General features: G+C 67.9%; 20 protein-coding genes. 10 read left to right on the plus strand and 10 right to left on the minus strand.

What is annotated here, in order from left to right; all coding sequences use genetic code 11:
- The first annotated feature begins 317 nt into the window (after positions 1–317).
- Complete coding sequence (locus BZB76_RS10755) at positions 318–1,496, plus strand: trans-sulfuration enzyme family protein (protein WP_121434119.1); 1,179 nt, start codon at positions 318–320, stop codon at positions 1,494–1,496.
- Positions 1,497–1,662: 166 nt separating this feature from the next.
- Here the strand turns inward: BZB76_RS10755 and BZB76_RS10760 are convergent, their stop codons facing one another.
- Together BZB76_RS10760 and BZB76_RS10765 are read right to left on the minus strand one after the other, a co-directional pair.
- On the minus strand, positions 1,663–2,814 hold the full coding sequence (locus tag BZB76_RS10760; RefSeq protein ID WP_121434120.1) for a DUF5925 domain-containing protein: 1,152 nt from the start codon (positions 2,812–2,814) through the stop codon (positions 1,663–1,665).
- Positions 2,815–2,885: 71 nt separating this feature from the next.
- Complete coding sequence (locus tag BZB76_RS10765) at positions 2,886–3,650, minus strand: lysophospholipid acyltransferase family protein (RefSeq protein WP_121434121.1); 765 nt, start codon at positions 3,648–3,650, stop codon at positions 2,886–2,888.
- A 156-nt stretch (positions 3,651–3,806) separates the two neighbouring features.
- Here BZB76_RS10765 and BZB76_RS10770 point away from each other — a divergent pair, with 156 nt between their 5' ends.
- Positions 3,807–4,667, plus strand: a complete 861-nt coding sequence (locus BZB76_RS10770; protein WP_121434122.1) for a hypothetical protein — start codon at positions 3,807–3,809, stop codon at positions 4,665–4,667.
- Positions 4,668–4,813: 146 nt separating this feature from the next.
- On the opposite strand, the gene BZB76_RS10775 is transcribed toward BZB76_RS10770, so the two are convergent.
- A complete protein-coding gene (locus tag BZB76_RS10775) occupies positions 4,814–5,491 on the minus strand; it encodes a uracil-DNA glycosylase (protein ID WP_121434123.1) in 678 nt (225 codons plus the stop codon).
- Positions 5,492–5,744: 253 nt separating this feature from the next.
- Between BZB76_RS10775 and BZB76_RS10780 the strand changes: the two genes are divergently transcribed.
- Positions 5,745–7,190, plus strand: a complete 1,446-nt coding sequence (locus BZB76_RS10780; protein WP_121434124.1) for a WS/DGAT/MGAT family O-acyltransferase — start codon at positions 5,745–5,747, stop codon at positions 7,188–7,190.
- On the opposite strand, the gene BZB76_RS10785 is transcribed toward BZB76_RS10780, so the two are convergent.
- From BZB76_RS10785 to BZB76_RS10810, 6 genes are all read right to left on the minus strand, one after another.
- Positions 7,177–8,172 (minus strand): transcriptional regulator, encoded by a 996-nt coding sequence (locus tag BZB76_RS10785; protein ID WP_121434125.1) that lies wholly within the window; start codon positions 8,170–8,172, stop codon positions 7,177–7,179. The two genes, BZB76_RS10780 and BZB76_RS10785, sit on opposite strands and share 14 nt — an antisense overlap.
- Before the next feature lie 36 nt (positions 8,173–8,208).
- A complete protein-coding gene (locus BZB76_RS10790; protein ID WP_121434126.1) occupies positions 8,209–9,234 on the minus strand; it encodes a hypothetical protein in 1,026 nt (341 codons plus the stop codon).
- Between the two features lie 91 nt (positions 9,235–9,325).
- Positions 9,326–10,240, minus strand: coding sequence for a NucA/NucB deoxyribonuclease domain-containing protein (locus tag BZB76_RS10795; RefSeq protein WP_121434127.1), 915 nt, complete (start codon positions 10,238–10,240; stop codon positions 9,326–9,328).
- Positions 10,241–10,557: 317 nt separating this feature from the next.
- Positions 10,558–11,157, minus strand: a complete 600-nt coding sequence (locus BZB76_RS10800; protein WP_121434128.1) for a YciI family protein — start codon at positions 11,155–11,157, stop codon at positions 10,558–10,560.
- A 25-nt stretch (positions 11,158–11,182) separates the two neighbouring features.
- Positions 11,183–12,019: a dimethylargininase gene (gene ddaH / locus BZB76_RS10805; RefSeq protein ID WP_337959746.1), complete on the minus strand. Its 837-nt coding sequence runs from the start codon at positions 12,017–12,019 to the stop codon at positions 11,183–11,185.
- 137 nt (positions 12,020–12,156) lie between these two features.
- On the minus strand, positions 12,157–12,645 hold the full coding sequence (locus BZB76_RS10810) for an ATP-binding protein (protein ID WP_121434129.1): 489 nt from the start codon (positions 12,643–12,645) through the stop codon (positions 12,157–12,159).
- Between the two features lie 143 nt (positions 12,646–12,788).
- On the opposite strand from BZB76_RS10810, the gene BZB76_RS10815 reads away from it, so the two are divergent.
- The 5 genes from BZB76_RS10815 to BZB76_RS10835 all read left to right on the plus strand — a co-directional run bounded on the left by BZB76_RS10815 (position 12,789) and on the right by BZB76_RS10835 (position 17,393).
- Positions 12,789–14,084, plus strand: a complete 1,296-nt coding sequence (locus BZB76_RS10815; RefSeq protein WP_121434130.1) for an XRE family transcriptional regulator — start codon at positions 12,789–12,791, stop codon at positions 14,082–14,084.
- A 154-nt stretch (positions 14,085–14,238) separates the two neighbouring features.
- The gene (locus BZB76_RS35815) at positions 14,239–14,328 is read left to right on the plus strand and encodes a hypothetical protein (protein ID WP_246006871.1); all 90 of its coding nucleotides are present in this window, start codon (positions 14,239–14,241) and stop codon (positions 14,326–14,328) included.
- A 37-nt stretch (positions 14,329–14,365) separates the two neighbouring features.
- Complete coding sequence (locus tag BZB76_RS10825; protein WP_121434132.1) at positions 14,366–15,358, plus strand: XRE family transcriptional regulator; 993 nt, start codon at positions 14,366–14,368, stop codon at positions 15,356–15,358.
- Between the two features lie 296 nt (positions 15,359–15,654).
- Complete coding sequence (locus BZB76_RS10830; protein WP_121434133.1) at positions 15,655–16,959, plus strand: XRE family transcriptional regulator; 1,305 nt, start codon at positions 15,655–15,657, stop codon at positions 16,957–16,959.
- A gap of 2 nt (positions 16,960–16,961) precedes the next feature.
- Positions 16,962–17,393, plus strand: a complete 432-nt coding sequence (locus BZB76_RS10835; protein WP_147449402.1) for a hypothetical protein — start codon at positions 16,962–16,964, stop codon at positions 17,391–17,393.
- A gap of 26 nt (positions 17,394–17,419) precedes the next feature.
- On the opposite strand, the gene BZB76_RS10840 is transcribed toward BZB76_RS10835, so the two are convergent.
- A complete protein-coding gene (locus BZB76_RS10840; RefSeq protein WP_121434135.1) occupies positions 17,420–17,884 on the minus strand; it encodes a MarR family winged helix-turn-helix transcriptional regulator in 465 nt (154 codons plus the stop codon).
- Positions 17,885–17,950: 66 nt separating this feature from the next.
- Here BZB76_RS10840 and BZB76_RS10845 point away from each other — a divergent pair, with 66 nt between their 5' ends.
- Together BZB76_RS10845 and BZB76_RS10850 are read left to right on the plus strand one after the other, a co-directional pair.
- The gene (locus BZB76_RS10845; protein WP_121434136.1) at positions 17,951–18,337 is read left to right on the plus strand and encodes a tautomerase family protein; all 387 of its coding nucleotides are present in this window, start codon (positions 17,951–17,953) and stop codon (positions 18,335–18,337) included.
- Between the two features lie 725 nt (positions 18,338–19,062).
- Positions 19,063–19,305, plus strand: a complete 243-nt coding sequence (locus BZB76_RS10850) for an excisionase family DNA-binding protein (RefSeq protein WP_121434137.1) — start codon at positions 19,063–19,065, stop codon at positions 19,303–19,305.
- The last annotated feature ends 88 nt before the right edge of the window (positions 19,306–19,393 follow it).

Raw genomic sequence — 19,393 nt, forward strand, 5'->3', positions numbered from 1 at the left:
CGTAGTACGTGTTTTCACGGATCCCCGCGCGCACGCGCGTTTTGCCGGTGATCTCACGGATGGTGCGGGCCCGTCCCGGCGCGCGATGCTGGTGTCTCCGGCCGAGGGACGCCACCCGTCACTCGTCCGGGCGACCCGGTCGCCGGCTCACCCTCGCGGGGTGGGTGGGTCGGCGTTCGGGAACCGTACCGGGCAACAGGGCGGCGGCGCCCCGGCCGGGCCGGTGGTCCGGCGCCGCGATCGACAGGGGGCGTGGTCCGGGCCACTGGTCGCAATTGGCCGTTTCAACGCCGTGGTTCGCGCAGCAGGCTGGAGTCATGCGCCATCCACAGACCAGAGCCGTCCACCCGCCCGTGACCGAACCGGTCGGCAGCACCCCGATGGGCGTGCCGCTCTACCAGGGTCACCTCTTCTCCTTCGACGCCGCCGACGACCTCGCCGCCGCCTTCAACGGTCCGGTGGACACGTTCTTCTACGCCCGCATGGGCAACCCGACCGTCCGTTCGCTCGAACGGGCCGTCACCGAACTCGAAGGCGGGGCCGGGGCGCTCGCCACCGCCTCCGGGATGGGCGCCATCAGCACCGTCCTGATGGGGCTGCTGCGTTCCGGTGACCACGTCATCGCGCAGTCCGCCCTGTACGGCGGCACGTTCGCGCTGTTCCAGGATCTCGCCGAACGGTGGGGCGTGGACGTCACCTACATTCCCGGCGACGACCCGGCCGAGGTGCGGGACGCGCTCCGTCCCACCACCCGTCTCCTCTACCTGGAGACGGTCGCCAACCCCACCACGCACGTGACGGACCTGCCCGCGTTGACCGAGGCCGTTCGCGGGACGGACGTGCTGACCGTTGTCGACAACACCTTCTCCCCACTGCTCTGCACACCGATCGAGCACGGTGTCGACATCGTCGTCCACTCGACGACGAAGTACCTCAGCGGACACGGCGACGTCATCGGGGGCGTCGCCGTGTTCGCCGACGCGGACGTGCACAGGCGCGTCTGGAGCCACTCCGCCGAACTGGGCGCCGTCGCCGACCCGTTCGCCGCGTGGCTGACCGTGCGGGGTCTGGCCACGATGCCGCTGCGCGTGGCGCGGCAGAGCGAGTCCGCCCTGGACATCGCCCGCCGCCTCGCCGCGCACCCGTCCGTCACCCGCGTCCACTACCCCGGGCTGCCCGACCATCCGCAGCACGAGGTGGCGCGGCGCCTGCTGCCGGACGGGTGCGGCGGCGTCCTCGCGTTCGAGTTGACCGGCGGGCGGGACGCGGGCCGGACGTTCTCCGAGGCCCTGCGGCTCATCGCGCTCGGCCCGTCGCTCGGGAACGTCTCGACCCTCGTGATGCATCCGGCGAGCACGTCCCACCGCATGATGGACGCCGCGTCCCTCGCCGCCGCCGGGATCACCGAGGGAACGGTCCGCCTGTCGGTCGGGCTGGAACACCCGGACGACCTGTGGTCCGACATCGACCAGGCCCTCACCAAGGCGGCGGGCTAGCTGTACCGCCCATGGACGTCGGTGACGGCGACACGGGTGGATGATCTTACTATAGGAAGGACCTCCCGGCGTGGTGTGGAGCTACCACACAGCCACACCACGCCCCGGAGGTCCTTGTGCCCAACCGTAACGCGCCGCTGACCGAGCTGGGCGGGCTGGCGGCGGGCTAGAGGTAGAAGCCGGTCGCCGTGGCCGGGCCCGCCATGTCCTCGGGCCGTTCTTCGCCCCTGCGCAGGGCGGCCAGCTCGGCCAACGTCGCGCCGTCCGCGCCGATCTCGCCGGGCGCCGCGTCCGCGTCGTCCAGCCAGGACACCGCCTCCGTCCGGGTGAGCGGTCCCACCTCGATCTGCGCGAGGCAGCGGCCGGGACGCACCACCGCCGGGTGCAGCATGGCGAGGTCCTCGTTGGTGGTGATGGCGACCAGCACGTCCCGGCCCTGCCCGAGCATCCCGTCGGTGAGGTTCAGCAGCCGTGACAGGCCCTGGCCCGTCGACTGCTTGGCCTCACCGCGGATCAGTTCGTCGCAGTCCTCCAGGATCAGCAGCCGCCAGCGGCGGTTCTCGGCCTCGTCGTCGCCGACCGCGACCTCCATCAGGTAGCTGGGCGTGCCGAACAGCGCCTCCGGGTCGAGGACGCAGTCGGCCTGGCACCAGTCCTTCCAGGCGCGGGCGAGGGCGCGCAGCGCGGTCGTCTTCCCGGTACCGGGCGGGCCGTGCAGGAGCAGCAGCCGTCCCGACACGTCCTCGCCGGTGAGGCCCATCACCTTGTCGAGGGCCTCGGCGACCGGTGCGGTGTAGTTGCGCCGGATGTCGGTCCACGCGTCGGCGGCGATCGTGCGTTCGCTGCGGGTGGGCCCGTGCGTCCCCATGTGCCAGAAGCCCATCTCGACGCTGGTCTCGTCCGCCTTCGGCGGGTCGGTCGCGTCCTTCACCGACGTTTCGAGGACGCTCTCGGCCAGCTCGTCCGACACGGCGGACACGGCGACGTACGCGATGCCGTTCTTCCACCGGTTGGAGAGCAGCGTGTACCCGTCGCCCTCCGCGAGCACGGATTCCTTGTTCTTCTCGTGCGCGACCCGCACGACGCGGGCGTCGTCGGGGCGCAGGGGCGCTTCCGCCTTGACGTACTCCAGCCGCGTCGAACGTGACCACGGCTGCTCACCGGACGCGAACGGACGCAGCGACAGCACGTCCATCACGTCGGCGGGGGAGTTCCTGTCGCTGAGATTGAAGATCACGGGCAGTGTCGAGTCCGGCCCGGGGTCGGTGACGTTCCGCTGGGACTCTATGAGATGCAAAACCTCCTGCGACGTGGTCATACCGAGAATGATCAGCCCCGATGGTGACCGAAGTCCATCGAATTAGCCCGGGAACGCCCGTGTTCCGCCGGTCAGGAGCCGTTCTCGCGGGCGGCCCTGCGCGCCTCGGCCTCCTCCAGGTCGAGCTTCTCGGCCTCCTCGGGAGTGGGCGCCGAGCCGCCCAGGTAGGCGGGCTGCCACCATGTCTCGCCCGGCTTGGGCACGTCGGGATACTCGCGCTGCGCCTTCTCCAGCAGCGTCGACAACTGCGCGTGCAGGTCACGGGTGGCCTGGTCGTAGTCGTCGCCGCGCTTGGGGTACATGGGTTCGCCGACGAGGATCGTCACCGGCACGTTGCGTTGCAGGAGCCTGCGCTTGTGGCCCTTGGTCCACAGCCGCTGCGGCCCCCAGAGCGTGACCGGGATCAGCGGGACCTTGCCGCCCACCGCCATCCGCACCGCGCCGTTCTTGATCTCCTTCACGGTGAACGAGCGGCTGATGGTCGCCTCCGCGAACACCCCGACGATCTCCCCGGCCTTCAACGCCCGTAGCGACGCCGCGTACGAGGAAGCGCCCGCGTCCCGGTCGACGGGGATGTGCCGCATCCCGCGCATCAGCGGCCCGCCGATCCGGCTGTCGAAGATCTCCTTCTTCGCCATGAATCGCACCAGCCGCCCGGACGGGTGCGCGGCGAGGCCCGCGAAGATGAAGTCGAGGTAGCTGATGTGGTTGCTGACGAGAACCGCGCCGCCGGTGCGGGGAATCCGCTCGGCCCCCTCCAGACGAATCTTGAGGTTCAGAGCCTTGAACACGCCTTGGGCCGTCTTGATCACCGGCGGGTACACGATTTCGGGCATGTGAGCACGGTACTTGAGGCGTCCATGATCAGCGAGGTCCGGCCGGGGGTTGGCGATGCCTCCCACAACGGGCCGCATCTCTGAGAAGGTGGGGTTGTGACGTGAGCCGCCGAGGCACCAAGATCGCTCTAGAGGGTGAAAGGGGATGAGCGACTGATGGAACCGTTGGACGCGGCGGCGGACGTGCACGCGCTCATCCGCGATGTGCTTCCCGCCCTGGCCCCCACCGCCTGGTTCGACTCCGGCACCTCCGAGGTGGTGTTGCCGGTCGGCAGGTCGGAGGCGAGGGCCTCCAGTTGGACGGTGCTGGAGCGCTGCGCCCGGGAGCCGCGCTCGGCATGGCCGCGGGTGGTGGACGAGTGGGTCCGCGAGGTCGGTGACCGCGCGTTCCTCGCCGTCGGGGAGATGGAGCTGTTCGGTGACGTCCGGGAGCTGTTGCGGCTGCGCATCGTGCCGAAGCTCGCGCCGCGCGACCGGGAGGGCCTGGTGGTCGTTCCCGCCGGGGACCATTTCGACGCGATGGTGATGATCGAGCATCCCCGTTACGGCGGCCCGCTCACCAAGGCGCGCGCCGGTCTGCTCGGCCTCCACAAGCTCGGCTATGTGATGACGAACACCCACGACCGCGAACTGGCCGATGTCGCCGTCCGCGACCAGCCGCTCCTTCCGGGGCGCAATGTCCGGGTCGTCACCAAGCCCGGCAGCCGCTACGTGTCGGCGCTGCTCAGCGAGGTCGACCAGTTCCTGCCGTGGCCGAACCAGCACGGCGCGCTGGTCGGCGTTCCGTGTCACAGCACGCTGCTGCTCTACCCGATCACCTCGTCGGCGGTCCGGGAGGTGCTGCCGGTCTTCGCGGACGTCGTCCGGGAGATGCACGCCGACGCCGACGACCCCTGCGCGCCCGGCGTCTACTGGAGCCATGGCGCGCGCCGTCTGACGCCGCTGTCGGCGACCGCGGCCCCCTCCGGCGAGTTCGCGACGCTCCTGCACCGCCTCCCCGACGACGAGGTCGGCTAGGGCCTTTCCGCCCTGACCTCAGCCCCCACGCGAACGCGTGACCCGCCCGGCACAGCGAAGCCAAAGGCAAGCGAACCCGGCCGCATCGCGAAGCGATGCGCGTTCGCACCAGGAACGGTCACGCAACGAGCCGTGCCTGCAGTGATTTACGGCAGTTTCCAGTCGACGGGGGCGGCGCCCTGCTGTTCGAGAAGCTGGTTGGCGCGGCTGAAGGGGCGTGAGCCGAAGAAGCCGCGGTCGGCCGACATCGGGCTCGGATGCGCCGACTCGATGCACGGCACGCCGCCGAGCAGCGGCTTGAGGTTGCGGGCGTCGCGGCCCCACAGGATCGCGACGAGCGGGCGACCGCGGGCGGCGAGCGCCCGGATGGCCTGCTCGGTGACCTCTTCCCAGCCCTTGTTGCGGTGCGAGCCGGGCTTGCCGGGCATGACGGTCAGCGACCTGTTGAGCAGGCAGACGCCCTGCTCCGTCCATGGGGTGAGGTCGCCGTTGGACGGTTCGGGGTGGCCGAGGTCGTCGCAGTACTCGCGGAAGATGTTGATGAGGCTGCCGGGCAGCGGCCGGACGTTCGGGGCGACGGAGAAGCTGAGGCCGACCGGGTGGCCGGGCGTCGGGTACGGGTCCTGGCCCATGATGAGGACGCGGACGTCGTCGAACGGCTGGGTGAAGGCCCGCAGGATGTGCGGCCCGGCGGGCAGGTAGCGGCGTCCGGCGGCGACCTCGGCGCGCAGCCAGTCTCCGGCGGCGGCGATCGTTCCGGCGACCGGTGCCAGCGCGGTCGCCCATCCGGCTTCGACGATCTCGGAGAGTGGTCGGCCCGTCATGGGGCACAACCCTAGTGTGATGATCACGGGCTCGTCCCGAGAACGCCCGCTTGTGCGGGCCTTCTGAAGCTTTCGAAGCACATGGGGCCGGAAGAAGCCAAATCTCTTCCAGGCCGCCGGAAAGCTTCCAGATTAAATGCACGAAACGTCCCGTTAAGTCCGGGTTACTTCCTGGCGGGACGCGTTGACCTGCGCCGTCCTGAGCGCATAACACCTGAAGACAGGCACGCAGGACCACCGGACGGAAGAGAGCATGAGCCAGCTGACCACCGTGGACGCCACCTTTCTCAACGCCGAGACCGATACCACCCACGCCCACATCGCCGGGCTGGGCGTCCTCGACGCGTCCGCGTGCCCCGGAGGGCGGCTCACCGTGCCGCTCGTCGCCGCACTCGTCCGCGACCGCGCGCACCTCGCGGCCCGTCCACTGCGGCGGCGTCTCGTCCAGGTTCCGCTGAACCTCGACCACCCCTACTGGGAGGACGATCCCGACTTCGACCCCGAACGGCACATCTTCGAGATCGGTCTGCCCGCCCCCGGCGACGACCGGCAGCTCGCCGACGTCGTCGCCATGCTCCACGAACAGCCCCTGGACCGGTCCCGTCCCCTCTGGGAGATGTTCATCATTCAGGGCCTCGCGGGCGGTCTGACCGCGGTCTACGCGAAGGTCCACCACGCGGCCGTCGACGGCGTTCTGGCCGCCGAGGCGCTCGCCGCCCTCCTGGACCTGTCACCCGAACCCCGCGACCTGCCCGCCGACGACACCGAACCGGCGCGCGCGCCCGACCCGGCCCGGATGGTCCGCACGGGTTTGTGGAGGGCCGCGCTGCATCCCGTCCGCACGGCCGTGTCGGTGGCGCGCGCCGTCCCGTACCTCGACGAGATCCCCGGGATGGCGGCGTTCCCGGGCGCCCGGCTGGTGTCGTCCGTGGTGCAGGGTGCCCTCGGCCGCCGGGCCCTGCCGCCCGCGCCGTCCATGATCGCCCCGCCGACGCCGTTCAACCTGCCCATCGGACGCCGCCGCGCCGTCGCCTGCGGCGAACTGCCCCTGGACACCATCAAGGAGATCAGGCGGGCGCTCGGCGGCAGCGTCAACGACGTCGTGATGGCGCTGTGCGCGACGGCCCTGCGCAAATGGCTCGACAAGCACGGCGACCTGCCGGGGCGTCCGCTCGTCGCGGCCGTTCCGGTGTCGCTCCGGCGCGGTGCCGCCCGTTCCGACACCGGGAACCAGGTCTCCGTGATGATGACGCCGCTGGCCACCGACGTCCCCGACCCGGCGGAACGCTACCTCGCCGTCCGCCGCGACATGGACGCGGCCAAACGCCGGTTCACCGGTTCGTCGGGAAGCTGGGTGCGGGAGATCAGCGCCCTGGCGCCCGCCCCGCTCGCCGCGCCGCTCACCCGCCTCGCGCTCCAGGCCGCGCCGACGATGTCGCTGCGCCCGATCAACCTGATCATCTCGAACGTGCCGGGCCCGCAGTTCCCGCTGTACCTGTGCGGGGCGCGGGTGCTCGCCTACTATCCGATCTCCGTCATCACCGACATCACCGGCGGCCTCAACATCACGGTCTTCTCCTACGACGGCAAGGTCAACGTCGGCATCGTCGCCTGCCGCGACCTCGTTCCCGACCCGTCCGAACTCGTCGACCACCTGGTGGACGCCCTGGACGAGCTGAAGGACCTCAGCCGGGAGTGATCCCGAGCGCGTCCCGGTGCCGCCAGGCCAGCGTCAACGCGGCGGCCCCGGCCGGTTGCATGGGTGGTGGCACCGTCCCGTCGAACGGCGCCATCGACACCGCGCCCTCGTCGTTGACCGCGACAAGCCCCCCGAAGAATTTCTGGAACGTCTCGTCCTCGATGACGACGACCGTGAGCAGGTCGAGCGCGAACGTGAGCGGATCCACCCCGAGCCCCAGGAAGTACGCCCGCAGCCGCCCCTGTTCGCGGGCGGATGTCAACGCCCGGTGGAACGACCACTTCTCCTGAACGAACCCTTCGCCGTAGTTCTCGCCCATGCCGAGCAGCTCTTCCGCGTACTCGCGGACCATGCACGCCCACATGTCGGGACGTTCGCCGTCCAGCGGCTGGAAGACCCCGACCGGCATGACCTGATGCAGCCCACCGGCGTGCGCGACCTTCGCCGGGTCGCGCCAGTGCAGAACGTACGACCCGGACACCGTGACGGTCACGGTCGTGATCGCCGTGAGCGCCGCCCGGCGGGTCAGGTCGCACGGATCGCCGACCCGCCGCCGCAGCGCGTCGCCGCCGCCCGCGAACTCGTGCGCCACGGACTCGCTTACGTTCACGCCGTCGAAGTACCGGGCCGGTCCGAGCCGGAGCACGGGCGGCCGGGCGTCGAGCAGCCGGTAACTCGGCCGGTCCTCGAACACCTTCGGTGGCGCGAGCACGCCCATGGCCTCCGCGTAGGTGCGGTAGCCGTCCGGGAGCCCTTCCGCGGGTTCGGCGACGACGGTCGATGCGGGACGGTCGTCCCACTCCAGACGGACGTCCTCCAACGGCACGGGCGCGGCCGGGATCCACTCCGCGCGGCACAACAAGGCCGTCTCCGCGACCCGCGGAACATCCGGATACAGGCGGCTGGCCGCCTCGCCGAGTGGTCCCCGGGACGCGTTCAGAATCGTCCGCTCGTCCCGCCACCGCCGCTCATCGGACCTCATGACGAACCATCCTGCCGTCCCCGCGACGGGGCGACGTCAATTCCTCCAGGTCTTCTCCGGCCCTTCGGACGCGGCCCAGATCTGGATCAGGTGGCGTTCGGCGTACCGCTGATCGCCGGGGTGATCGGCGAGCCGGTGAGGACGACGCCGTCCCTTCACCGAGACCCGCACCCGGTAGGTCCGGGACTGCCCCTCCTCGGCGGGCAGGTCGACGTAGCCGGGCGGGGACGAGTCGACCTCGCCGAAGTTGCAGCCGACGTCGGGCCCGGTCAGCACCATGCTCACCTCGGCGACCTCGTCCCAGCCGTCGAGGTCGAGTTCCGGTTCCTTGCCGCGGATGTCCAGCACGACCTCGATGATGGCGTCGTCCCGCGCGGTGAAGATCGCCGCCATGTGTCCCGGGGGTTCGGACAGGATGACGCCGTTGCCCTTGCCGGTCACGGCGGCGGCGTGCCGGCCCGTGGTGTAGTCGCTGAGCCAGTACCGACCGGTGGAGGTCTCCACGTAGAAGTCGGTTCGCGGCAACGAGGGGTCGAGTTCCTCCACCGACCGGGGGAGTTCCTTGAGCCAGCGCACCGGCGTCGAGGGCTCCGCCCAGATCTGCATCATGTGCATCTCCACCGGCTCGTCACCCTCGTCGAGCGAGAGGTGTTCCAGTACTGCCGCTTCTCTGCGACCTTTGGCATGCAGGCGTATCCGGTAGTCGCCGGTCGCCCCTGGCAGGTCGAGGCCGAGGTGGCCGTCGGACAGCATGGACTCGACGGACGCGCCCTCCCCGAGCCGCAGGCTGAACTCGATGACCTCCTCCCATAAGTCCAGGTCCGGTTCGGGACGACGCGACCAGCTCTCGACGGTCACCGGCAGGTCGAACCCGTACATTCCGGTGTGGATGCAGGCCATGCGACCGCTGTCGTCGATGGCGACCAAGGGGTCGGCGCCCGGATCGTTGTTGTCGTACAGCGTGTCGACGTTCGGCTCGACCTGGTCGCCCAGCCAGTACTGGTGATGGCTCGGATGTATCAGCCCACTGTGAACGGTCCTGCGGTCGTCCTGCACACCCATGACACACATCCTCTCCCGCGACGCGGCGACCGAAAGCGAAGCAGGCAGGACGCGCCTGCCAGGGGCGGCGGCCCTGCCCGCTTCTAGGGGGTTACATGGCGACGATGAAGGCGTCCCCTCGGGTCTTCGCCGAGGTGGCGTCCAGCACCCGGTGGGCTTTGTAGAAGGCCGTCAACTGTCCGCCCTGGCTGCTGTTCTCGCGCAGGGGCACCCAGCCGTACCCGTTCCCGGCCTTGGCGCCGCCCTGGTTGGTCGCGGCGAAGGCGTACTCGTCACAGCTCGGCTTGTTGTTGCGGTTGCTCAGCGGCATGGGCCAGCCCTTGGGCGCCTTCCAGCCCTTCGGCAGCTTGGCCTTGCCGCAGACCGCGCGCCGGTTGGCGTTCGCGAGGTGGCCGTTGCGGGTCAGCGTCTTGGGGGCGCCTCGTCCCTGCCACCTGCGGATGTTGGGCGCGATGAACTTCAAGGAGCGCATCGAGGTGATGGAGGGGGTGAACCTGGGGAAGACGCAGCCCGCGTTCTGGCCCTTCAGCAGGTTGTCGCACCGGAAGTCGATCGGTGACCGCCATGTGGGCAGGCCGGGGGTGTATCCGGCCTTGACGAGCGTCATCCGGTACGAGGTGCGGGCGGCGTGGACCCGGGCGGTCGCGTCGGTGTAACTGACGCTCCCCGTGATGACGCGGCGCGGCACCAGCGTGCCACCGATCCCCTTCGAACGCGCCTTGCAGCCCGTGCCGCACGACGCCACCACGCCGGCGCGGATTCCGCCCGCCTTGCCGCTGATCCCGTCGGTCCTCAGCGCGAAGCTCTCGGTGAATGTCCGGCTCTTGGTGTTGAGCTTGATCGATTGGGTGATCGTGCCGTAGAGCCGACCGACCTCCTTCCCCTTCTGGAGGACCGTCACCGTGAGCTTGGTGTTCCAGCACAGCGCGGTCCGGTTGTAGAGGTTGCAGGCCGCCAGGGCCGTCGCCCCCGCCGCCGAAGGCGCGGCCGGTGAGGTACTGATCACGATTCTGTTCTGAGCTTCGGGGCCGGTACCGGCCGAGGCCCCGGCCGCGGCAAGCGGCGCCGATAACGCCCCTAACGCACACGCGATGGTGATCTTGCCGAGCCATTGTCGAGTTGACAATTCAACCTCCACGGTTGATCGAAGAAATCACCGCAAAAGGTATCCATGGGGCTGGCTCGACGTTATTGGGGGAAATACGGATTTGGACGGGTATGGCGAGTGCCGCGCCGGGCGCCGAACATCAGGGCAATCTCGGAAACTGACGCACCCCTAGCAGGCGGTACGCGAGAACCTGGAACGATGCAGCCGAGAAAGGCTTACGAGGACGGGCGGCCGCCGAACTGCCAGGGGTGGATTTCGATGTCCTTGTAAGACCCGTTCTTGGTGTGCGGATCGTTCGCCATCATGGCTTCGGCGGCGCTCCGGTCGGGCAGCTCGACGAGAATGGCGTTCCCGGCCCAGTCGGTGCCGTCCTCCGACAGCAACGGGCCGTGGGCGATGAGACGGTCGGCGTAGCCGCCGTCGAGGTATTCGCGGTGCGCCTCGTCCAGCGAATCATCGGCCTTGGACGGCTCGCCATGGGCGATGATCAGAAAGCGCCGATCCCCGGCCTTCTCCCCTTCGAACTCCCACATCGTCCGGCCTAGAACGTTCCGCCAGCGGCGTATCAGCACCTCACCGTAAATACCGGCCTGGTAGTTGGGCTCCTCGAACGCGAACTCGCGCGCCGCCGCCAAGTCGGGCAGATCGACGATGTGCATACTGCCCGTGGTCCGCTCACCGTCCGGCGTCAACGTGGGACCGCGCGCGATCATCTCCTCCGCGTACCGGTCCATGAACGACCAATGCTCCTCGGTCAGTTCAAGACGCAGATCCCACGTTCCCGAACGGTCACGGCAGTAGACGAAGTACTCCACGGGGACGCCTCTTCGCTGAAGATCGTTAGCGGAGTTCCAACGTACAGCACTTCGGCCCGCCGCCCGCCTTCCGAAGCTCCGACATGTCCACCGGGACGGGCTCGTATCCGTGGCGCCGCAACGTCGCCATCAACCCGACGGCCTCGGCGTTGATGACGACATTGCGGCCATCGCACACGGCGTTGAGACCGAGCACCGCCGCATCCTGTTCACCTGCCAGAATGGCCTCCGGGAACAGCCGTTCGAGCACAGCCCGACTCCCCGGCGAAAACGCACCCGGGTAGTACGCGACGTTCCCGCCACCGAGGAGGAACAAGGCCGTGTCCAGGTGATAGAAGCGCGGATCGACCAGACGGAGCGTCACGACAGGCCGCCCGAGGAACTCCTGCGCCTCCTGATGGGCGGCGATTTCCGTCCGGAACCCCGTCCCCGCCAGGATCACGTGATCGAGCGTGAGGAAATCACCCTCACCTTCGTTCGTGTATTCCGCGTCCAGCACCTCGGAGACCCCGTTCTCACGCAGCCACTGGGCATACGCCGGACCTTCGGCATACCGCTCCGGATGCGCGAACCGCGCCCCGTAAGCCCGTCCACCGACGACCAGGGCACCGTTCGCCGCGAACACCATGTCCGGCAGCCCGTCGATCGGGTCGATCAGACTCACCTCATGGCCGAGCGCCAGATAGGCGGCCCGCAGCGCCTCCCACTGTTCGACGGCCTTCCCGGCATCGGCACCCGCCGCGGGATCCATCCACGGGTTGATCGCGTAGGTGACCGCGAAGTGTTCGGGACGGCACATCAGATACCGCCGCCGCAACGCCGTCCGCACGGCACCCGGTTCCGTCACCGGCAGAACGCTCATGCGCATCTCCAGGGGGGCTAGGTTCGACCGCTCGAAAAGCCTAAGAACCCGACACCGGCGATCCAATGCGCGAATCATGCACAGTCCTGCCAGTTCGTTGCGTCTTCAGCCCCCGCACACTCGTTTCATTGCGTCCATCACCGCATCTTCAAGACACGCCTGAAGATGGGCATCTCCCGCCCCTCCAGGACCTGCGTCCACCACACGGTCTTGCCGCCTTCCGGCGCGGGGTGCCAGCCCCACCGGTCCGCGTACCCGGCGACCACGGCCATGCCCCGGTGCCCTTCATCGGTGTCGACCGCCACCAGATGCCGAGGCAACCCGGGCTCCGGGTCGGTCACGTTCACGCGGAGCAGTCCGTCCGTCACGCACACCCGGACCCACACCAGCCCGCCCTGAAGCTCCGCCCGCACATGCCGCACGGCATTGGTGACGACCTCGGAGGTAAGGAGCACGGCCGTGTAGATGTCCCCCTCAACGACCCCCCACGCGGTCAACGTCTCCCGCACGGCCCGCCGAGCGGCCCCCGCCGACCGCTCCTCCAACCGCCACTCGAACGTCCTGGCCCTCCGGCTCGCACGAGCGATGCCGCCGAGCTTCGGCATGATGACCGTACGCATGTCCATGTTCTGACCTCTCGTCTTCTCGGGTTCGAGCGAGCGAAATTCACGCTCCTAACTCAGTGAAACCGTGCGCACACGGACCGGGAAAGGTGACAATGCTGCCCTGGAAGGGATGTCCCACCCCCTGTCGAAGGGCACTGATCCCCATGTCCGACCAGCAGCGTCCCGAATGGGCTGTACGCATCGAGGCCGAACGCCGCTCCCGTGGATGGGGCCCGTTCAAGGCGGCTCGCCGTCTTTATGCCGCAATTGGCGTAGACGATCCCGATATGAGCCAGGTCAAGAACCTCTCCCGCCAGATCAACCGCCACGAGAAAGGCGTAGTCTTCCCTGCCGACTGGGGCTCGGCCTACGCCACGATCTTCGAAATGGACGAGAAGGACCTCTTTGGGGAGGAATCGACCGATCAGCAGGCGGGTACCGTACAAGACAGCCCTATCCCCGACGAAGGGGACGACGTGAAACGCCGCGCCGCACTCCACCTCCTCGCCGCCCTGGGCGCCGGAACGGCGATCCCCCCGGGCGCCCTCGAAGAGATCCTCTCCAACATAGACAGCGTCCTTGATCAAGGCGTTGACGTGGATGAATGGGAACTCGCGGTCCGCGAGTACGGCTTGCTGATCAGCCAGCAGCCGGTGGGCTCGCTGATCAAAGATCTGACCGCCGATATCATCGGTGTCGGGGAACTCATCAAACGAAACCAAGCTCATCGGGCCGACCTCCTACGGATCAGTGCCGGGCTCTCCGCGCTACTGGCCATCGAACTGGGAGACGTCGGTGAGCGCAGAGGTGCCCGCATGGCATGGGGAACGGCCCGCCGGGCCGCCGATGCGTCAGGGGATCGCGACCTCAGGGTGTGGACGCGGGCACGTGAAGTGCAGGAGGGGTTCTGGTACGGCCTGCCTCGCCAGGAGATCACAGCCCGAATAGCCGAAGCCATGAACATCGCCGACGACGTGCCCTGCGGTGGCCTGCCACGGGCTTATTGCGTTCGGGCAACCATGGCCGCCGAGCAGGGAGACAAGGCCACCGCCCGTAGGACGATGGACGACCTCTCCAGGCTGTTCGACCGCCTGCCCGCCACTGTGACAGACGACCCGGCTGTCTTCGGATGGGGCGAATCGCGCCTTCGCTGGAACCAGGCATACATCTACAACCTCATCGGAGATACTCGGGCAAACCGGGCCCTCGACGCCGCCGCCGCCCTCTACCCGCCGGGCACCCTCGGCCCGGTCGCCAACCTCACGATCATCCGCGCGATCGGCGCGATCAACAGCGGCGACGTCGACACGGGCCTCGACCAGACCCGCACGGTTCTTCAGGACATGCCGGTAAGCGCCTGTCGACGACACATGACCCGGCAGATCCTCCACCGCCTCCCCGAGTGGGCGCGCCCCCTGCCGGAGGCCCGCGAACTGCGCGCACTCGCGTCCGCTTCCTGACCCCCGCCGAAGCATCATGGCAGGAGTCGATCTGAACGGTCCCGAGCCGCTCTATCAACAGGTGGCCGCTGAGATAGAGCGGCGCATCAAAGCGGGCGTTTAGCAGCCTGGACGCCGTGTGCCTAGCTCCGCGGCACTTTCCGACGAGTTCGGAGTGTCCCGCCGGACCGCCGTCGAGGCGCTCGGCGTCCTGCGCAAGAAGGGTGTGGTCGGCCGCGGAACCTTCGTCGGAGTCGGCCCATAAGACGGCGGGCACTCAAGACGCCACAGGGAAGGACGACGTGAAGCGACGCACCGCACTCCAACTTCTCGCCGCTCTAGGGGCAGGGACGGCGATCCCCCCGGGCGCCCTCGATGAGATCCTCTCCGGTATCGACGACGTTCTCGATCAGCCCGTCGACGTGGGCGAATGGGAAATCGTCGTACGAGAGTACGGTTTCTTGATCAACCAGCAACCGGTGGGCTCACTGATCAAAGATCTGACCGCCGACATCTTCGGCGTCGGGGAACTCCTCAAACAGAACAAGGCTCATCGAGTCGACCTACTGCGGATCAGTGCGGGGCTCTCCGCGCTACTAGCCATCGAACTTGGGGATGTCGGCGAGCGCAGAGGTGCCCGCATGGCATGGAGGACCGCCCGCCGAGCCGCCGACGCGTCAGGGGATCGCGACCTCAGAGTGTGGACACGGGCACGTGAGGCAGAAGAAGGATTCTGGTACGGCCTGCCACGCCAAGAGATCGCTGCTCGAACAGCAGAGGCCATGCACATCGCCGACGGTGCACCTTGCGGTGGCCTGCCACGGGCCTATTCCGTGCGTGCGAGCGTCGCCGCAGAGCAAGGAGACAAGGCCACCGCCCGCAGAGCGATGGACGACCTCTCCAAGCTGTTCGACCGTCTGCCCGACGCCGTGACAGGCGACCCGGTCACCTTCGGATGGAGCGAAGCACGACTCCGCTGGAACGAGGCATACGTCTACACCCTCATCGAAGACACCCGTGCACACCGGGCCCTCGATGACGCTGTGGACCTTTACCCGCCGGGCACACTTGGCCCGGTCGCCAACCTCATGATCATCCGGGCGATGGGTGTGATCAATAGCGGCGACATCGACACGGGCCTCGACCAGACCCGCGCGATCCTTCAAGACATGCCGATTAGCCCCTGCCGACGACACATGGCCAGGCAGATCCTCCACCGCCTCCCCGAGTGGGCGCGCCCCCTCCCGGAAACCCGCGAACTGCGCGCACTCGCGTCCGCCCCCTCGGGTGTGTGAACGTGACCGTTTCCTTGTGTGACTACGACGCGATGTACGCCGCCAAGCCTGGCGTCTGGAAGGAGAAGGGGCTTCACTGGCACCGGAACTCTGGCCAAAAACGTGCTGAGCGCCCTCCCCGAAGATGCCCGTGCGCTCCCAGCGGCACGGGAACTACGCACACTCACGTCTTCTCCGGTATGAGGAGCGGAATTCACGCTCCTAACTCAGTGAAACCGTGCGCACACGGACCGGGAAAGGTGACAATGCTGCCCTGGAAGGGATGTCCCACCCCCTGTCGAAGGGCACTGATCCCCATGTCCGACCAGCAGCGTCCCGAATGGGCTGTACGCATCGAGGCCGAACGCCGCTCCCGTGGATGGGGCCCGTTCAAGGCGGCTCGCCATCTTTATGCCGCAATTGGCGTAGACGATCCCGATATGAGCCAGGTCAAGAACCTCTCCCGCCAGATCAACCGCCACGAGAAAGGCCTGGTCTTCCCCGCAGACTGGGGCCCGGCCTACGCCACCGCCTTCGAAATGGAGGAGAAGGACCTCTTCGGGGAGGAATCGACCGATCAGCAGGCGGGTACCGTACAAGACAGCCCTATCCCCGACGAAGGGGACGACGTGAAACGACGCGCCGCACTCCAACTCCTCGCCGCCCTGGGCGCCGGAACGGCGATCCCCCTGGGTGCCCTCGAAGAGATCCTCTCCAGCGTCGACAGCGTCCTCGACCAACCGGTCGACGTGGGCGAATGGGAAGGCGCGGTACGCGAGTACGGCTTGCTGCTCAGCCAACAGCCAGCGGGCTCGCAGATCAAAGACCTGACCGCCGACATCATCGGTGTCGGAGAACTCCTCAAACGAGACAAAGCTCATCGGGCCGACCTACTGCGGATCAGCGCCGGTTTGTCCGCGCTACTGGCCATCCAACTCGGGGACATCGGAGAGCGTAGAGGCGCCCGCATGACGTGGGGAACGGCCCGCCGAGCCGCTGATGCTTCAGGGGATCGCGACCTCAGAGTGTGGACACGGACACGTGAGGCGGAGGAGGGGTTCTGGTACGGCGTGCCACGCCAGGAGATCGCCGTCCGAGTAGCCGAAGCCATGCACATAGCCGACGGCGCGGCCTGTGGTGGCCTTCCACGGGCCTATTGCGTCCGAGCAAGCGTCGCTGCAGAGCAAGGAGACAAGACCACCGCCCGTAAGACGATGGACGGCCTCGCCGAGCTGTTCGATCGCCTGCCCGATTCTGTGACAAGTGACCCGGCCATCTTTGGATGGAGCGAATCACGCCTCCGCTGGAACCAGGCGTACATTTACACCCTCATCGAGGACACCCGCGCACACCGGGCCCTCGATGGCGCTGTCGACCTTTACCCGCCGGGCACCCTTGGCCCAGTCGCCAACCTCACAGTCATCCGCGCAATGGGCGCAATCAACAGCGGCGATGTCGACACGGGCCTCGACCAGACCCGGGCGGTCCTCCAAGACCTGCCGGTAAGCGCCTGCCGACGACACATGACCCGGCAGATCCTCCACCGCCTCCCCGAGTGGGCGCGCCCCCTCCCGGAGGCCCGCGAACTGCGTGCACTCGCGTCCGCCCCCTCGGGTGTGTGAACGTGACCGTCCCCCCGTGTGACTACGACGCGTTGTACGCCACCGAGCCCGAGGTCTGGAAGGAGAAGGGGCTTCACTGGCACTGCTACTCATGGCGTGGCAACGGCAAGGACTGGGCGGACGACAAGCTCCGTCACGATGACCAGGCCGACATCACCCCGTCCATGGTGCGGGCATGGCTTGAGAAGAACGCGCGTCTGATCCGCGCCACCTTCTCGACGCCGGAGGAAGCGGCGGCATGGTCCATGGAGCAGTGGGCGCGGGCGCGTAGCGAGGCCCTGACGCCGGTGCCGGAGTGGTACACCGACGAGAGCCAGGCGGCGCGGACCCTCTACGATCTGCGCGCTGGGGCCGACCTCACCAAGGGGCTGTGGGTGAGAGGACCGAGCATCGTGAGTTGGAGCGTTGTCGGGACGTCCGACCGCTGTCACTGAGGTCGTGCAGGGCATCGGCCCGGCGGTTACCTTTCGTCGGCAGGGGATGGGGAGAAGGCCTCTTCGTATCTGAGGAGGGTGTCGACGAAGGTTCGTTGTTCGGCCGGGCTCAGTGGTGTGAGGGCGTGCCGCCAGGCCTGGGCGCCGGGGGACAGCCACTGGGCGATGGCTGGACGGCTTTCGGGGCTGATGTCGACGATGCGTCGGCGGCGGTCGGCGTCGTCCTCCCGCCTTACCAGGACCCCCTTGCGGCTCAGTTCGCTCACGATGAGGCTCACCGTGGTCGGCGCCACGCTCAACATTCTGGCCAGCTCGGAGACGGTGAGCGGACCGTCCAGCAGGAGCAGCGACAGCATCGACAAGTGCCGTGGGGCCAGCTCCAACGACCGCAACTGTTCTGGGACCGGCAGGCGTTTGACCCTGCCGACCAGCCTCGGCATCACCAGGAGCAACTCCCTCACCGCCTCCTCGGTGGGGTCAGCCGTTGACATCGCTTGCGTCCTCCTCTTAGCTTTGTTCTCAAAGCTAATTTGCTTATAAACCTGTTGGAGGATGGTATGCCCCATCTCACCGTGTACGCATTGGAGAGCGACCTGGTCGGACGTGAGGCCGCGCTGATCGAGAAGCTGACCGAGGCGGTCGTCGCCGTCTACGGGGAGTGGGCGCGGAGCGTCGCCGTCGTGCAGCTGATCGGCCTTCCGTCCGGCAGGTGGGGTGTCGGCGGTGTACAGGCGGAGGCGCCCTCGCCGAGCGTGACGTTCGGCATCAAGGAGGGCGCGTTTAGTCGACCCGACGCCGAAGAGATCATCGCCCGTCTCGTCTCCGGAGTCACCGACGCCATCGCCGCCGTCCTCGGTGAACGCGTCCGCAGTGGCGTGACCATCGAATTCGTGGGCACCCGGCCCGGACGCTCGGGTGTCGGTGGAGTCGTCGTCACATCATAATCGACCGGCCGACTTCTCCCTTCGTGCAGAGAAATTGAAAGTGTGATCGAGGGTGTTCGGGGACGTCGCGTAATCGCGGAAGCCGGTGTGGTCGGCACCGCGTACTTGTATGGTCATCCCTCCTTTGAAAGTAGACGGTTCAACTTTATGGGGCCTTCCGATCGGGCGGTGGCGGCTGTGAGCAGCGGCTGATGCGTCGTTCGGAAGCCTGCTTGTTGAACGTGGCTGTCGCTGACGTGCGTCCACGCCGTGACCAGGTGCGGGCGAGTTTCTGTTCCCCTCGAAATCCACATTGAACATCTGACCCTCGGTCCTTGTGGAACGAGGCGTTTTGCTCGCCTATCCTTCTATTGTCGCGGTATCCGCGGCGAGCTTGTGTGACGCCGCATGCATGGCGTGCGGTCTGGTGTTGTGCTGAATGTTGTTGGCGTAGGTCGTCGAGCGTGGATTGGAGAATCGCCGTGCGCAGAATGACGCGAACGTCGCCGGTGTCCCGGTGGAACGTTACGGCGGCTCACCGCGACTCGACCTTCCGGCGCGGCGCCGTCCACGTAGGACGCCAGGCCGTCGACCACGGCCTCATGTACTGACCGCCCCCCGCCCCGGCCCCACCGCGGCCTCTCGCCACCCCGAGGCCCGCGGTGGGGCCGACGCCTTAGGGTGAGGTCGATCCCAATGAACTCGGGAGAGATGGACGCCTTGAAGGAAGGGGCGTATCGGTCATCATGTCCCGTGGCAAGTTGACCACCCAGCAGGCGGCGAACCTGCTGAACGTTTCCCGTCCGTTCTTGATCGGGCTACTGGAGGCGGGAGCGATTCCGAACCGCATGGTGGGTCGGCATCGTCGCATCACCGCGGAGGCCGTCCTGGCGTACAAACGCCGCGATGATCTACGGCGGCGGGAAGTCGCCGATGAACTCGCCGCCCTCGGGCAGGAACTCGACGATGCCGTCCTGGGACGATGTTGATCGTTAGCTACGGTCGGCATTCGTGAAGGGGGCGCGGGGTGGCGGGGTTTGTATTGGTTCATGGGGCTGGGGATGTCGGGTGGTACTG

The organism is Actinomadura pelletieri DSM 43383 (genome assembly GCF_003634705.1).
Taxonomy (GTDB): Bacteria; Actinomycetota; Actinomycetes; order Streptosporangiales; family Streptosporangiaceae; genus Spirillospora; species Spirillospora pelletieri.

Excerpts from the sequence above, each read along its gene's own strand:
- BZB76_RS10810 (WP_121434129.1), bottom strand. The coding sequence starts at position 12,645 with ATGGACATGCGTACGGTCATCATGCCGAAGCTCGGCGGCATCGCTCGT.
- BZB76_RS10780 (WP_121434124.1), top strand. The coding sequence starts at position 5,745 with ATGAGCCAGCTGACCACCGTGGACGCCACCTTTCTCAACGCCGAGACC.
- BZB76_RS10765 (WP_121434121.1), bottom strand. The coding sequence starts at position 3,650 with ATGCCCGAAATCGTGTACCCGCCGGTGATCAAGACGGCCCAAGGCGTG.
- BZB76_RS10830 (WP_121434133.1), top strand. The coding sequence starts at position 15,655 with ATGTCCGACCAGCAGCGTCCCGAATGGGCTGTACGCATCGAGGCCGAA.
- BZB76_RS10785 (WP_121434125.1), bottom strand. The coding sequence starts at position 8,172 with ATGAGGTCCGATGAGCGGCGGTGGCGGGACGAGCGGACGATTCTGAAC.
- BZB76_RS10760 (WP_121434120.1), bottom strand. The coding sequence starts at position 2,814 with ATGACCACGTCGCAGGAGGTTTTGCATCTCATAGAGTCCCAGCGGAAC.
- BZB76_RS10850 (WP_121434137.1), top strand. The coding sequence starts at position 19,063 with ATGTCCCGTGGCAAGTTGACCACCCAGCAGGCGGCGAACCTGCTGAAC.
- BZB76_RS10845 (WP_121434136.1), top strand. The coding sequence starts at position 17,951 with ATGCCCCATCTCACCGTGTACGCATTGGAGAGCGACCTGGTCGGACGT.
- BZB76_RS10770 (WP_121434122.1), top strand. The coding sequence starts at position 3,807 with ATGGAACCGTTGGACGCGGCGGCGGACGTGCACGCGCTCATCCGCGAT.
- BZB76_RS10790 (WP_121434126.1), bottom strand. The coding sequence starts at position 9,234 with ATGGGTGTGCAGGACGACCGCAGGACCGTTCACAGTGGGCTGATACAT.
- BZB76_RS10815 (WP_121434130.1), top strand. The coding sequence starts at position 12,789 with ATGTCCGACCAGCAGCGTCCCGAATGGGCTGTACGCATCGAGGCCGAA.
- BZB76_RS10755 (WP_121434119.1), top strand. The coding sequence starts at position 318 with ATGCGCCATCCACAGACCAGAGCCGTCCACCCGCCCGTGACCGAACCG.
- ddaH (WP_337959746.1), bottom strand. The coding sequence starts at position 12,019 with ATGAGCGTTCTGCCGGTGACGGAACCGGGTGCCGTGCGGACGGCGTTG.
- BZB76_RS10840 (WP_121434135.1), bottom strand. The coding sequence starts at position 17,884 with ATGTCAACGGCTGACCCCACCGAGGAGGCGGTGAGGGAGTTGCTCCTG.
- BZB76_RS10775 (WP_121434123.1), bottom strand. The coding sequence starts at position 5,491 with ATGACGGGCCGACCACTCTCCGAGATCGTCGAAGCCGGATGGGCGACC.